The following is a 14362-nucleotide window of genomic DNA, read 5'->3' on the forward strand; positions in this document are numbered from 1 at the left end:
TAATTCAAAGTATAGAAATTTTTATGTTCTGGGTGATAGTTTATCCGATAATGGCGCAATCATTGGAATTTTAAATAACTTATCCTTTGCAAAAAGCGTAAAGTTTGATGACCCTTTTTATCAAGGAGGATCTTTTAGCAATGGCCCCACTGCTGTTGAATATGTAGCAAAATATTTAGATTTAGACGAATTTAAACCTGGGTGGAGTTATTCATTTTTGGGAAATGCCACGAACAGCAAGGTCAAAACTATGCAGTTTCATGTGCAACAGCATCTGAAATTTTTGACCCTATTTTTTATTATTTCTTCAATAAATTTCGTTTAGCTAACCAGCTAGATGCGGTAATTAAACATCATCCAGATATAGGTAAAGAAGATTTATTTTGCATCATAATCGGCGGAAATGATGTTATAGTTGCCACTGCTTATGACGATACTAAAGCGGAAGAAGTGTTGGAACAAGCAGTGAGTGAAATATGTAATGCACTTAAGGTTCTAAATGAACATGGTGTTAAGCATGTAGTTGTTGCAAACGCACCTGAAGTTGGCTCAATACCAGCTTTTAATAGAGATGAAGAAGCAAGGGAACTAGCTACGAAGCTCACAGAGAGTTTCAATGCAAAATTGGCTAATGGCTTAGATTATATGAAGAAAAGTACAAATCTTGAAATAAAAGCATTTGATCTTAACTCTAAAATGAAAAGTATGCTTAGCGAATACAAGAGCAAAGGTTTAAATTGTCAAGATGCATGCACATCGAACATTGCAGACCAAATTGGGAGATTTAAAGAAAATATAAAAATACTCTTAAAGTTGATATTTAAAGGGGAACTTGACGTTCACTATAACCCTGGGTGTAGCGAAGAAACACTAAAGGATTATTTCTTTTTTGATTATTTCCATCCAACTGCAGAACTTCATCATGAAGTTGGTAATGAAGTGTATGAGTTGATTTGACACAGTTTTTTGAACATTCCCTAGATCCCAGTGTCCCTATGATGTCATCCCAGTGCTTGACACTGGGAACCAGAAAAGTTTGCTTGTGAACAAGCAAACTAGCACAGAAAGTGATTACAACATTTTCGATGAGATTATATGGAAAACTGGATCCCAGTGTCTGGGCACTGGGATGACATCGTTTACTATGTGCCATATTGCAATGTTCGTACAGCTGTGAGTCACGCACTTTGCTTCAATATTTGCACATTAGCCACTCCTCTGAACAGATACAGTCAGTTTAGCTATAACTTCCTAAGTTTGCTCACAATCTCTTGACTTGACCATATGTTTTTTTCCCAAATGTTACTATCTTCCTCCTTTTCCTTTCTCAATTTGTGCAACCATTTCCTTAACACTTACTTGTGTGGAAGGAGGATTTTTGCTGACATGAGATTTTGGATCAGATTTTGCTGTTATGTGTTTCGTTGCAGATCTTTTATTCTCTGTTAGAAATGAATGAGATTGTTTTTTCTTCACACCGATATCCGCTTGTGCTGCTGGGGTAGTTTTGCTTTCAGCAAGCCGTACATTAGCATTTCCTTTTGCTTGATTTTGCTCAAATTTTTCTTTTAATGCCTTTACTTTACTGCCCATCTCGCGATTAGCTCCTCCTTTCATAGTAGCTGCTGCTACTTTTGGTATCGCCTTACCAGCAGCTTTTTGTGCTGATTTCCTATTGTCTTGATTTTCAGATTTTAGTGGTACTGTAGGTTTACTTTCAGCTGATTTTTTAAGAATTACTTCTACTACTTTTGGCTCTGTGCTTACTTTTTGATCAGCACGGCTTAGATTTTTAGGCTTTGGCGGTACTGCAGGTTTATCTTTGACTACCACTTTCGATTCTTGTCTAACTTCTTGACCAGTAGTAAACATTTTTTTTGGCACTTGCGATGCTCTTGGTGGTTTTGGTAGTACGAGGGATTGAGGTTGTTGTTTCTGCTTACGTTTTCTTTTTGCCTCTATATGTTCTTTAGAAACTGTTGCATAAATTGGCTCTTCTTTGGGCGATTTTGAACTCTGCGAATTTTCTATTAAAATTTTACTCTTCTTCTCTTGATAATTTGATATGTCTTCATATTCATGCTCTTCATTTAAGAAACTTCCATAGCCTAAATCTTCTCTCTGCTCATATAAAGGATTTTCCTTTTGCTTTTTCTCTTGATAATGTGATATGTCTTCATATTCATGCTCTTCATTTAATGAACTTCCATAGCCTGAATCTCCTGCTTGTAGATCATATAAAGGATTTTCTTCTTGCTTTGACGCTGTTCTATCCTCTAAGTTCACTCCATACAATCTATGTTCCTCCTGATTTTTTTTACTTTGCTCTAAATCTGAAATTTTCTTTAAAACATTTAGGTATTCGAATGTTATTTTTTCAGCAAGACTGGGCAATTTATCATTAGCAAAATTTCTTATATCGTTATCCTGAATTGAAGCATCTTTTCCCAAGATTTTATTAAATGTTTCCTTGAATATTCCAAAAAAACCTGATGGCTTTTTGTTCACCGGTTCTATATAATTATTCAAGTCACTACATATAACAAACTTAGCTACATCTTCTGCCTTATCTGTAAAACTCTCTAATGTCTGGGATAAATCTCTCACTGTTTTATTATATTGTTCACCAATATTTTTCAGCTTTATAGCTTCTATCAAGGAGTCGAGATTTTTTTTATAGTTCTCACTTTTAAATGGATCATTCATACTAATTACAGCTCATTATTTATTAAAATATAGATCTAAAATATTAAGATCTAGTAAATATTACTTTTGTAATTCATGTAGAACTATAGCTATAATAAGTAATACGTCATACCGCCGCGGTATCTCTTAGCCGCTAACACGTAGCGGGATGACGAATATACCGCCACGAACCGTCATACCGCCGCGGTATCTCCTTAGCATAGATCCCGCTAACAAGTAGCGGGATGACGAAGTTATTGTCATGCCACCGCGAACCGCCATACCGCCGCAGAACGTCATACCGCCGCGGTATCTCCAGATCCCGCTAACACGTAGCGGGATGACGGTTGTCGTTTAGCCATAAATATTTAAGAAATTTACCAAACGAAAAAAAGGCAAAAGAGGCCCTGGTCATTGTCTATTTTCTGTATTGGCGTTTTTTTAAGTCTTAAACACTGCAATTTAGCTGCTTTTAAGTGCAGCTCACCTTAGTTCAAATGTTTAAGAAATTTACTAAGCAGAAAAAAAGGCAAAAGAAACCCCGTGTTAGCTAGTTATCACTCTCTAATCCTGCAAATTGGCGTACTATACTGTCTTAAACGCTTTATAAGCGCGTTTCAGCTTGTGTAGGTAAAAACCTAGAAATGTTGTGAAGACATAAGGTGCACATAGTGCAAAAAATTAAAAATAAGACGCCAACTACGTTGTTTTTTTTGCTGTTTAATCTGCACAGATGAAGATAACTGAATACCTTCAGTTTCATGATAAGGGGGCTGACGGAGTTTGTCAAGTAGGTTTTATGGCCTAGCGTCACGCGCTGGAATGACAATTTCGATTATTTCATACATTGACTTCGGTAAATCCAAATTATATTAGCTACATCTAACGAATTTTACACTTGCTAAGATTGCGCTATTTGAGTATCTTTAACTGAAAGAAGTTATTTTTTATCCAATATGAAAAAAGCCTTTATATTCACATCCTTAATAGCAGTTGTATTAATAGTCATTACTTTTTTGTATAAAAACAGCGGAACTGACAATTCACAAGTAGTGAATGTCTATTCATCGCGCAAAGAAGAATTAGTACGTACTTTATTTGATGAATTTACAAAAAATACAGGCATTAAAGTACGTTACATCATTGATGATTATTCTCAGCTACTTTCACGCATGGAAAATGGCGGTGAAGCTGACTTGCTTTTAACTGCAGATGCAGTGAACCTGATTTTGGCAAAAAAAAGAGGGCTTTTATCTCAAGTGGATTCAGAGATTTTAAAAAGTGTTATACCTGCAAAATTTAGAGATAGTGAAGATTATTGGTTTGGCCTTACAAAAAGAACCAGAATATTAGTTTATAATAAAGAGTCAGTAAATCCTAAAAACTTAAGTACTTATGAAGATTTAGCAAATGAAAAATGGAAAGGAAAAATATTAGTGCGTTCTTCTACAAGTCCATATAACCGGTCATTGATTGCTTTTATGATTGCAAATAATGGTTTTGAAAAGACGAAAGAATGGGTAAGTGGAATTGTGAGTAATATGGCAAGAAAACCAAGTGGTGGTGATACTGACCAAATTTATGCTGTAGCTGCTGGTGAAGGAGATGTTGCAATAGTAAATAGTTATTACTTTGCAAGAATTCTTTCATCAGAAAATAAAAAGAATGTTATAGACAAGCTAGGGGCTTTTTTTCCTAATCGCAATGATCACGGCGTAATGGTAAACATCAGTGGTGCAGCAGTAACAAAAAACGCAAAAAACAGGGAAAATGCTATAGTCTTATTGGAATTTTTAGTAAGCAAGCAGGCTCAAGAGCTATACGCTAAAAAAAACCAAGAATACCCTGTTATTGAAGGCGTTGAAACTTCCGATATACTAAAGTCTTGGGGAAATTATCCACAAAGTGATTTACCTCTAAGTGAACTTGAGAAGCATCTTCTTGAGGCTGTTATGATAGCGGATGAGTGTAAGTGGAAGTAATCCCCAGTGCCACTGAACACTGGGATGAAAGATTTATGCTAATGTACCTTACTCTTGACTCGCTGAACTTTTTCTTCCTTCTAACTTAATTTTGACTTTACTATCTTTTTCTGTTCTTTCACCAAAACAATTGCTGCACAAGAGGTCTATTGAAAAACAATAATAAGAAAGTAGAATAGTTTCAAGTAGTTGAAAAGGAAACTATGCACAAGAGAAGGAATTTGTTAAACATCTCAGACCTTACAGTCGATGATGTAGAAAATATAACTAAGTTGGCTAACCAGTACCTTAAAAAAGAAGCTGCAAATAGTCATATCTTGGAAAATAAGACAGTAATAAATTTATTCTTTGAAGATTCAACGCGTACACTTGCGTCTTTTGAAATAGCAGCAAAAAGCCTTGGAGCAAATGTTGTAACTTTGCCAATAAGATCTTCTTCTATTAACAAGGGAGAAGATCTAAAAGACATGATCAAAACATTAAATGCAATGAATCCTGACTATATAATAATCAGGCAAAAAAATAGCGGTATTGTTAATATGCTGGCTAAGAATGTTAGCTGCTCGCTAATCAACGCAGGCGATGGAAGCAGTGAACACCCAACTCAAGCTCTTGCAGATTATCTTGTAATCAGCAGTCATAAAAAGCAAATAAAGGATCTCAAAGTTGTGATATGTGGAGATATTCTGCACAGCAGAGTTGCAAGGTCAAATATAAGGTTGCTAAAAATGTTTGGAGCAGAGATAAGCTTGGTCGCACCACCAACTTTGATTTGTAAGCATTTTCCTGAAGTAGATTCAGTCCATTATTCATTAATTGAAGGTATAAAGGATGCTGATGTAATCATGCTTTTAAGACTGCAGAAAGAGCGCATGAATAATAGTTGTTTTGTTCCTTCAGAGAAAGAATATTTTCATTTGTATGGACTTGATTCACAAAAGCTATCATACGCAAAACCAGATGCGATTGTTATGCACCCAGGGCCAATAAATAGAGGGATTGAGATTAGCAGCGATGTAGCAGATTGTGTTATTTTACAGCAAGTAGAATTTGGATTGGCAATACGTAAGGCAGTGCTGCACTATTATAGGCCTTGTTAATATTAAAAGATGCTACACAACTAATGCGAAAGAAGGGTTTTTTCATGAAATGACGAGAATGGTTTGAGAATGGCCATTAAGATGTTAAGGCCGAGGATATAGTGTGGAAGTTTTTACGAAAGCCTGAAGTCAATCAACAACCTTGCAGAACGGCAAATTAGACGGCTATCGTAAAAACAGCTTTTTCACCTGGTTGGAACCGTGGGGAAAGGTTCGTGGAAGAATGTTGTCGATATTTTTGACATCACGTCTCAATGGCCAAAATCCCTTCCAAAAGTTACGACTGCTTAGTTCTTTATTCATTCTCACAATCCGTGAACGGTTACTTGTTTTTAGCGTTAAGCAGCAAAATTAATAATTTGAGAATTTTCCTGAAAAAACTTACCACAAACTGGTCACAATTTTCTGTGAAAGACAGATATAGAAAGACTAGAGTATCCACCTTAAGTTCATTGAATTTTCTTACCTTTGCTTCTTAACTTGACGCGTATAGTTTATTTAACGCTCCCTAAGTTCGCCATTGCCTGAACGGATACAATTATTTTAACTATAAAAGCGTTTTACTTTTTGCTCAGCATATCCATCATAACTGGCTTACTTTTAGTGATTCATGGAGTTAAAAAAGTCAGCATTGCTCTTTGTTAAAAGTAGTTTGTCACGTAAAAATTCCATTGCTTCAACAGATCCCATAGGATTGAGTATTCTACGCAACACCCATATTTTATTTAGTATAGCCTTATCAACTAATAGCTCTTCCTTCCTTGTTCCGGATTTTGTAATGTCAATAGCTGGAAATATACGTTTATCAGAAAGTTTTCTATCAAGTATAATCTCAGCGTTTCCTGTACCTTTAAACTCTTCAAAAATAACCTCATCCATTTTTGAACCAGTGTCTATAAGAGCTGTAGCAATGATTGTCAAAGAACCACCATTTTCAATATTACGAGCCGCTCCAAAAAAACGCTTGGGTCTCTGCAGTGCATTTGAATCCACACCACCAGTTAGAACTTTCCCAGACGAAGGAATAACAGCGTTATAAGCACGTGCAAGTCTAGTAATATTGTCAAGTAGGATTACCACATCTTTTTTATGCTCAACCATTCTTTTAGCTTTTTCTATTACTATTTCAGCAAGCTGTACGTGACGGTAAGCAGGCTCATCAAACGTAGAACTCACTACCTCACCTTTTACAGAACGTATCATATCTGTTACTTCTTCAGGTCTTTCATCTATAAGTAACACTATTAATTCTATTTCAGGGTGATTTATAGCTATAGAGTTAGCCATTTGCTGAAGCAATACAGTTTTTCCTGTGCGAGGTGGAGCAACTACTAACGCTCTTTGCCCTTTTCCAAGAGGAGCTACTATATCTATAGCACGCATGCTTAAGCCTTTTTTATCATCACCACTATTACACTCAAGTACTATGCTTTCCTCAGGATAAAGAGGAAGCAAATTATCAAAATGGACGTACTTTCTTAATTCACTGACTTCAGTAGAGTTTATACTTTGAACCTTAGTTAAAGTAAAATATCTTTCTTTATCACCAGGTGGCCTTATTTCTCCACATGCCATATCTCCTGTACGTAAATTAAACTTCTTTATTTGCCCGTTAGAAATATAAACATCATCGGTACTTGGAGCATAATTTGCACTTGCTGAACGTAAGAAACCGAAACCATCAGGCAATATTTCCACTATTCCACTCCCTGTGGTTATGCCTCCTTCTTCGCTCATTTTCTTCATTAAGCTGAATATCATTTCCTGCTTTAGCATTCTACCATTGCTTTTACCGTTAGTTGAAATTTTTCTTTCTTCAGCTAACTCTAACAATTCTTCTGCTGTTTTCTCTTTTAATTCGCTCAGATCTAATGTTTTTCTGTTTTTCTCAGTACCTTCATTGACCATCTGTTTTACTGTATCGTTATTGTGAATTTGCTCACTTTTTTCAGGTTGAGCTGTAACCTTTCCTTTTGCCAAAACATCTTCATTGATTGTTGTCATAATCCTCCAAAAATTTTAATTGATGCTTACTAACCTAAAATGTGACTATAAGATAATAAATTAGGCTGAGCTAGTTTTAGTGCGTATTAAGCTTAATTATTATTAAACCCCGTATTTTACTTACATTATACTAATAAACACTAGCAAGTCAAGTTAATTTAATGTTAACAAAGCACAAAAATTTGAGGATTTTCAATAGCTATTCTTTATATTTTTTAACCTTTCTTGCTTCTCTTCTTCTACTTTTGCTTTTTCCACTTCTGCTTCTAAATTTTCTTGACTACATAAGCCAAGTAGTACAGGATCTTGGGGTTTTATATTTTGCATGTTATGATGAGATCCATCTCTTACTTGCTCAACTGTGTAATTTGTTGTACTAATTAATTTAGCTATAACGTTATTATCCAAGATAGGAAATTTTTTTACTAAATAATAAATCGCATCAGGTTTATCTCTACGCCTTGCCGTAGAGGCAAAGCCAAGAATGCTACCAATCGCTTTACTCCTTTTTTTTATATTTTTTATAATCAAATTTGGTACACGGTTTGAATTTTTTTTGCAATCATCGATTTCTTTTTCAGTAATTACCCCAGAAATAATAGGGTTATATTTTTCAACTTCTATTTCCTCATCAGCTATGTCTTGTACTTCTTCAAGGGCCAACCTACAGCATTGTGCTATTTGATTAAAAGTTAAACCAGTGTTGTCTACTAACCAAGCAGCTATTTGCATTAGAAACTGTTTATTTCTATCGTTATTGCCCTTAGAAGATTCCATTGACATCAAAAAAGCATCTCCCATTTAAAGTATCCCTTACTGTTATACAGAGCTAAAATATAAGCTATTAAAACTAAAAAAGCATTAATTTTGTCATTCAATGACTTTTTGTTTGTCACTTCCCACCTCTTAAGTTAATTAAATGCGCTTACGTTTAAGCATATTTCAAACGATTCAAAAAAATATTTTCCCTTCTTAAGGTATAGTATAACTTAGTCAAACATATGTTTCTATTTAAGAAAAGAGTTAAATTTTAAGTTAATATATTGTAATATTATATATATTGGCTAATAAAGCAACAGGTTTACAAGAATTAAATTATCACTATTCTATAATTAACCATTAATTAACTGAGTTTAAAATGAATGTTAAAAATTTTTTCACTAAAGTAACCGTTGTCCTTTTAGCTTGCTTATTAGTCTTCATGGGAATTGGCAACCTTTTATCAGGTGATGATGAAAAAGAAGAGGTAGCTAGGGTTGGAAAAGAAGTTATAACGTCAGATGAGTATAAATCACTATATCAAAATTATGAAAAGCAAATTTCTGGATCTGATGCGAGTAGAGAACAAGTAAAAAAGCTGAAATATGATTTGCTTAACGCACTTATAGAGCAAAAACTATTGTTTAACCTAATTAGTGAGCTGGGGTTGACAGTTGGAGAAGAGTCTATAAAAAACCATATTAAAAATACCAAATACTTTCAAAATGATAAAGGCGAATTTGACAAAAATAAATTCCATGAAACGCTAAATGACCTGCATATGACAGAGAAAGAGTATATAGCAAAGCTAGAGAAAGTTCTGCCTGCAATGATGTTCATGACTTCGTTATTTAAAGATAATTATCCGGTAACTTTTGGCGAGAGAGTTGATGAGCAGATATACAAAAGTCGCTACCAAACTAGAGTGGTTGATATTGTTAAAATAACTGAAGATGCAGTTACAAACATTCCTGAACCAGATGATCAAGCATTACTTGATTTGTACGAAAGAAATAAATCCCATTTTTATTATCCTGAGTATCGAACTGCGCAATATATTTCCCTAGGCCAAAAGTATTTTGAAGATCAAATCAAGATCTCAGATGAAGAAGTTGATGGTATAATAGAACAACAGGAACTAAAAGATCAAAGAGATGTATTCAATGTAATATTTTCTACCAAAGAAGAAGCTGAGACAGCAAGAAGAGCATTTGAGGAGGGTAAAACAAGCTTTGAACAGATAGTAGGAGAGTTTGGCAAAGCAAAACTTGAGGAAACTAGAGTAAATAATATAACTAAGGATTTTTTACCAGAAGACGTGAGGGAAAAGGTATTTGCTCTCAAAGTAGGTGAAGTAAGTGAAGTTTTAGCAAGCAGTTTTGGTTGGCATATAATAAAAGTGGAAAGTGCGCATCAAATCTCTGATGAAGACTTAGTTGATTTAAAAAAAGACATAAAGTCAGTTCTAACTAACCAAAAGTCTTTTGAAAGAGTCAATGATTTCATAAACCAAGTGAACTATAAGATATACAATGGTTCAGAAATTGAAGAAATATTGAGTGAATATAATTTACCTATACAAACTATTGGTCCAGTAGATGCGAGTGGAAAAGATCAAAGCGGTAATAACGTAGGAGATTCTGGTGATTTGATTTCTTTCATTTTTTCGCGAGAAAAGGATCAGAAAGGTTATTTCAAGGGCGTTGGGGACGCTGTTGTTAGTGTAAAAATCATTGATATCGTTCCACCCAAATTGCAAAGTTTTGAAGAAGGCAGGGCATTAGCGGTAGAGCTTTGGTGTAGTGAGTTTATAAAAGAAAGAATGTTTAAAATTGGGCAAGAGGTTGCAGTTCAACTAAGAGAAAAAACAGATTTGGAAGAAATTCAAGGTGTGGAATTAGTTAAAGGTCAGCAGATGCAACGCAATGAAGTGGATCAACAAAACTACCCCTTTTCTTTTGTAGAAGAGATTTTCAATATGAAAACAACTGGTTCAGTGACAGACCCTATTCAATACAATAATGAAATTATAATAGGTGTTCTAAAAGAAATGCATTCATCAAATGGTAAATTAAACACGCTTGACACCGGAAAACGTGTGATGATATCGCTAAAAGAGCAATTAATTAGCTATCTGGAATCAAAGTATAAAGTCGAAGTTAATCACGCTATACTTGATGATATATAGTCAAAAATCTTATAAGTTGCTTCAAACGCATCCAGTGCCGAGACACACAACTGTACGAACATTGCGATTTGAGAGCAATCTTCACTAGGAAGGATGTCATCCCAGTCTGGGATCCAGGAATTTTATTAAGTATAAAAGTAGCCGTTTTATGTTAAAATACAACGTTTTAATGATTATGAAAAGGCTGGATTCCAGACTGGAATGACACCATTTGCTGTGCAATTTACCTTCAAAAATGAATGTTCGTATAGCTGTGCGCCCGGCGCTGCCCTACATTATTGGTAATTATATTATAAGGTGCAAAAGTTGTATAATTCATTTGACTTAAAACGGCTCATTGTATAAAATTGTGACTAATATATGAATAAAGGTTAACATGGTAGTTAAAATAAGGTTGGCAAGGTTTGGCGCAAAGAAACGCCCTTTTTATAGGATAGTTGTAGCTGATTCACGAGCACCAAGAGATGGGCGTTTTATTGAGAAAATAGGACAATATGATCCAATGTTACCAAAAGACAATAAAAATCGTGTTGTGGTGAAGGCTGATAGATTAAAACATTGGCTAAGCGTAGGCGCGCAAGCAACTGAAAGAGTACTATGGTTCATTAAAAAAGGCATAGTAACTTTAGAAACAGAACCAAAGAAAACAGAAAAGAAGAAAGTAGAGAACGAGAAAGCACAGGGACAAGAAGCATAAGTCTCTTTAAAATGCTAAATACTGATTTAACAAATAATGGTAAATTAGACGATGTCGTATCTTCTGATCTATCAGCTATGAAGGACTTTATCTTCAAAAATGTCAATGATGAAGGTGCTAAGCTTGCTACTGATATTATATCTCATCTTGTTAGTTCAGGTGGAAAAAAAATAAGGCCTAAACTAGTTTTTATTATATGTAAAATGCTAAACTATTCTGGGGAGGATAGGATCAATGTTGCTGCATCGGTAGAGTTTATACACAATGCTACTTTACTTCATGATGATGTGCTCGATGAAAGTGAGGCACGCCATGGAGTTAAAACAGCGAATAAGATTTGGGGGAATAAATCAAGCATTTTAGTTGGTGATCTATTGTTGACTCTAGCATTTAGATGGCTTATAGAGTGTGGAAATTTAAATATTCTCTCTATTTTATCTAAAGCATCGCATTTACTTGTGAAGGGTGAAATAAAGCAGATGACAACACGTTTTGACCCCCACACAGTCAGGGAAAATTATTTTGATATCATTGGAGAAAAGACAGCATCTTTATTTTCTGCATGCTGTGAAGCTGCATCTACAGTATCTGGTGCAACAAATGACGAAACAGAGAGGCTAAAGAATTTTGGTTTTAATTTTGGTATGGCATTTCAAATAGTTGATGATATGCTCGATTATACTGCTAATCAAGGCACTTCTGGAAAACAAGTCGGAAAAGACTTTTTCGAAGGTAAAGTCACCTTACCTGCTATTATAGCATACGAAAAGGGCAGTCCAGCAGAGCAAAAATTCTGGGAAAAATGCTTTTCTTCAGCTAGACACAATTTTGATCAAGCATTACACTATATTAATCACCATAATGCCATTCAGCTTTCTATGGAAAAAGCTAGATACTACATTAATATGGCACAAAATGATATTAGTACTTTTTCTGATTCTTTTTATAAAATTACTTTAATTGACTTTTTAAATGCGAGCATAGAAAGACAAATGTAGCTGGTGCTTGATATTTTCGAATTAATTGCTATATATTTATTAGATTCTTAAGGATAGTGATATGTCAGACAGCAGTAAAGAAAAAAAGAGGAAATTTGCCGATATGGTAAATAGGCAGAAAGGTGACGACCAACAAAGTGATAACCATAAGCAAACTGATGATTTAAATGAAGATCTCAATACATTAAAAGGACGTGCAGCTCAGCTTGAAGATCATTTACGCCGTGCTGTTGCAGATAATGAAAACGTCAAACGTATAATGCAAAAGCAAATTAGCGATGCAAGTGACTATGCAGTCACAAAATTTGCACGTGATATGATCGACTCGTGCGACAATTTAAAAAAAGTAATGGAAATTTTGAAAGACGGTGATCCTGTTCATGAGGGGATTAAAGTAGCTTATCAAAAAATTATAAATGATCTAAAAAAACATGGAATAGAGGAAGTAGATCCACTTGGTGAGCTTTTTGATAGTAATTTACACCAAGCTGTTGTGGAAAGAGAAGACAATGAAAAAGAGCCTGGCACTATTATAGAAGTACTACAGACTGGTTATACTATCAAAAATAGGTTGCTCCGTCCTGCAATGGTTATTCTTTCTAAGAAATCTGCTGATTGTGGAAGCGATTAGCATGAGGTAAATGTATAATGACAAGTATTGTCTTTTCAGGTATCCAGCCAAGTGGCGTACTACATTTAGGTAATTATCTTGGTGCAATCAAACAGTGGATAGACTTACAGCATAAATACAAATCTCTTTTTTGTATTGTCGACCTACATGCAATCACAGCAAATAAGCTTCCCGCAAGTGAATTAAAAAGTAATATTTTCAAAACAGCAGCAGCTTATATTGCATGTGGAATAGATCCAGAAAAGTCCATTATTTTTAATCAGTCCACGGTTAGTGGTCATGCAGAACTGGGCTGGCTGCTTGGGTGCTATACACCAATTGGTTGGCTTAATCGCATGACTCAATTTAAAGATAAAGCTGGCGGCGATAAACAAAAAGCCTCTCTTGGATTATATAGTTATCCAGTACTTATGGCTGCAGATATATTGTTGTATCAAACTAAATACGTTCCTGTTGGTGATGATCAAAAACAGCATTTGGAGCTTGCACGTGATATTGCATCAGCTTTTAACAATCATTATAAACTGGATTATTTCATCGTACCTGAAATCTTAACTTTGGATTGCACATCAAGAATAATGAGCTTAAGAGATGGCACAAGCAAGATGAGTAAATCTGACCCTTCAGAATATTCGTGCATTAACCTTGATGATACGGATGATTTAATTGTCAAAAAAATAGAAAAAGCAAAAACAGATTCAATTCTAGGCTTTGATTTTGCTACTTTAGAGTGCCGACCAGAAATAAGCAATTTGATAAACATTTATTCAGTGCTTAGTAATGTAAATGCGGAAAAAGTATGTGAAGAAGTGAACAAACATGACATGAAGCACTTCAAAAAAGAGTTAGCTGATTTAATTATCAGTGTTATATCACCCATACGTGAGAGAATGAATGATCTTTTAAAAGACCAATTCCATTTACGTGAAATATTAAAAAAAGGTACAAAGAAAGCAGCAGAAATTGCAACCCATAATATAAAAGAAATCAAGGATATTATTGGATTTGCTCAATAGACCTCTTGCATAACCTAAGGAATCAATTCAAAATTGTAAAAACAGGCAATAAGGAAATGTTCAAAAAAGTGTGTCAAACCGCATTTTTAACTCAACTCAATTTTCAATCTACCAGGAAAGAAAATATCAAGTTGAGATATAGTTAAAGCCCAATTAGGATAGTCCAATTTTGCTCTGCCTTTTTTATAGCGCAATATACCTGTTTGTACAAGCTAGTAAATGAGCCCTTAGTTTTAGTGAATTTTCTAATCTGTCTATGCAGTCCCTCAATAGGGTTGGTAGTATAAATTAGCCTCACGCGA

General features: G+C 34.8%; 11 protein-coding genes and 3 pseudogenes. 10 read left to right on the top strand and 4 right to left on the bottom strand.

Going from position 1 to position 14362, the window contains the following annotated elements:
• Window positions 1–201 precede the first annotated feature (201 nt).
• On the top strand, window positions 202–957 hold the full coding sequence (locus ABWU23_RS03520) for an SGNH/GDSL hydrolase family protein (RefSeq protein WP_353270811.1): 756 nt from the start codon (window positions 202–204) through the stop codon (window positions 955–957).
• 52 nt (window positions 958–1009) lie between these two features.
• Entirely contained in the window at window positions 1010–1177 is a 168-nt protein-coding gene (locus tag ABWU23_RS03525) for a hypothetical protein (RefSeq protein ID WP_265017346.1), read from the top strand.
• Between the two features lie 128 nt (window positions 1178–1305).
• On the opposite strand, the gene ABWU23_RS03530 is transcribed toward ABWU23_RS03525, so the two are convergent.
• Complete coding sequence (locus ABWU23_RS03530; RefSeq protein ID WP_353270812.1) at window positions 1306–2706, bottom strand: hypothetical protein; 1401 nt, start codon at window positions 2704–2706, stop codon at window positions 1306–1308.
• Window positions 2707–3641: 935 nt separating this feature from the next.
• Here ABWU23_RS03530 and ABWU23_RS03535 point away from each other — a divergent pair.
• From ABWU23_RS03535 to ABWU23_RS03545, 3 genes and pseudogenes are all read left to right on the top strand, one after another.
• Window positions 3642–4667 (top strand): extracellular solute-binding protein, encoded by a 1026-nt coding sequence (locus ABWU23_RS03535; protein WP_253307261.1) that lies wholly within the window; start codon window positions 3642–3644, stop codon window positions 4665–4667.
• A 203-nt stretch (window positions 4668–4870) separates the two neighbouring features.
• Complete coding sequence (locus tag ABWU23_RS03540) at window positions 4871–5767, top strand: aspartate carbamoyltransferase catalytic subunit (RefSeq protein ID WP_253307260.1); 897 nt, start codon at window positions 4871–4873, stop codon at window positions 5765–5767.
• Between the two features lie 326 nt (window positions 5768–6093).
• Window positions 6094–6246: pseudogene (locus ABWU23_RS03545) on the top strand (IS4 family transposase); the annotation flags it as partial.
• Between the two features lie 121 nt (window positions 6247–6367).
• On the opposite strand, the gene rho reads toward ABWU23_RS03545, so the two are convergent.
• Window positions 6368–7771: a transcription termination factor Rho gene (gene rho, locus ABWU23_RS03550; protein WP_264328936.1), complete on the bottom strand. Its 1404-nt coding sequence runs from the start codon at window positions 7769–7771 to the stop codon at window positions 6368–6370.
• A 192-nt stretch (window positions 7772–7963) separates the two neighbouring features.
• The gene (locus ABWU23_RS03555) at window positions 7964–8572 is read right to left on the bottom strand and encodes a cell cycle transcriptional regulator TrcR (protein WP_064124724.1); all 609 of its coding nucleotides are present in this window, start codon (window positions 8570–8572) and stop codon (window positions 7964–7966) included.
• 334 nt (window positions 8573–8906) lie between these two features.
• On the opposite strand from ABWU23_RS03555, the pseudogene ABWU23_RS03560 reads away from it, so the two are divergent.
• The 5 genes and pseudogenes from ABWU23_RS03560 to trpS all read left to right on the top strand — a co-directional run.
• Window positions 8907–10718 (top strand): annotated as a pseudogene (locus tag ABWU23_RS03560) (SurA N-terminal domain-containing protein); the annotation flags it as partial.
• A 376-nt stretch (window positions 10719–11094) separates the two neighbouring features.
• On the top strand, window positions 11095–11415 hold the full coding sequence (gene rpsP, locus ABWU23_RS03565) for a 30S ribosomal protein S16 (RefSeq protein WP_253307256.1): 321 nt from the start codon (window positions 11095–11097) through the stop codon (window positions 11413–11415).
• An 11-nt stretch (window positions 11416–11426) separates the two neighbouring features.
• Window positions 11427–12413 carry a polyprenyl synthetase family protein gene (locus ABWU23_RS03570; RefSeq protein ID WP_253307255.1) on the top strand — a complete coding sequence of 329 codons (987 nt, stop codon included), beginning with the start codon at window positions 11427–11429 and terminating at the stop codon, window positions 12411–12413.
• Window positions 12414–12474: 61 nt separating this feature from the next.
• The gene (locus ABWU23_RS03575) at window positions 12475–13044 is read left to right on the top strand and encodes a nucleotide exchange factor GrpE (protein ID WP_353270813.1); all 570 of its coding nucleotides are present in this window, start codon (window positions 12475–12477) and stop codon (window positions 13042–13044) included.
• A 17-nt stretch (window positions 13045–13061) separates the two neighbouring features.
• Entirely contained in the window at window positions 13062–14060 is a 999-nt protein-coding gene (gene trpS / locus ABWU23_RS03580) for a tryptophan--tRNA ligase (RefSeq protein WP_264688393.1), read from the top strand.
• A gap of 86 nt (window positions 14061–14146) precedes the next feature.
• On the opposite strand, the pseudogene ABWU23_RS03585 reads toward trpS, so the two are convergent.
• A pseudogene (locus ABWU23_RS03585) lies at window positions 14147–14355 on the bottom strand (IS256 family transposase); the annotation flags it as partial.
• Window positions 14356–14362: the final 7 nt, after the last annotated feature.

The sequence above is a fragment of the Wolbachia endosymbiont (group A) of Hedychridium roseum genome (assembly GCF_964028325.1).
Taxonomy (GTDB): domain Bacteria; phylum Pseudomonadota; class Alphaproteobacteria; order Rickettsiales; family Anaplasmataceae; genus Wolbachia.

Bases quoted from the DNA above. Each gene is read 5' to 3' on its own strand.
- ABWU23_RS03530 (WP_353270812.1), bottom strand. From the start codon at position 2,706: ATGAATGATCCATTTAAAAGTGAGAACTATAAAAAAAATCTCGACTCC.
- ABWU23_RS03535 (WP_253307261.1), top strand. From the start codon at position 3,642: ATGAAAAAAGCCTTTATATTCACATCCTTAATAGCAGTTGTATTAATA.
- ABWU23_RS03540 (WP_253307260.1), top strand. From the start codon at position 4,871: ATGCACAAGAGAAGGAATTTGTTAAACATCTCAGACCTTACAGTCGAT.
- rho (WP_264328936.1), bottom strand. From the start codon at position 7,771: ATGACAACAATCAATGAAGATGTTTTGGCAAAAGGAAAGGTTACAGCT.
- ABWU23_RS03555 (WP_064124724.1), bottom strand. From the start codon at position 8,572: ATGGGAGATGCTTTTTTGATGTCAATGGAATCTTCTAAGGGCAATAAC.
- rpsP (WP_253307256.1), top strand. From the start codon at position 11,095: ATGGTAGTTAAAATAAGGTTGGCAAGGTTTGGCGCAAAGAAACGCCCT.
- ABWU23_RS03570 (WP_253307255.1), top strand. From the start codon at position 11,427: ATGCTAAATACTGATTTAACAAATAATGGTAAATTAGACGATGTCGTA.
- ABWU23_RS03575 (WP_353270813.1), top strand. From the start codon at position 12,475: ATGTCAGACAGCAGTAAAGAAAAAAAGAGGAAATTTGCCGATATGGTA.
- trpS (WP_264688393.1), top strand. From the start codon at position 13,062: ATGACAAGTATTGTCTTTTCAGGTATCCAGCCAAGTGGCGTACTACAT.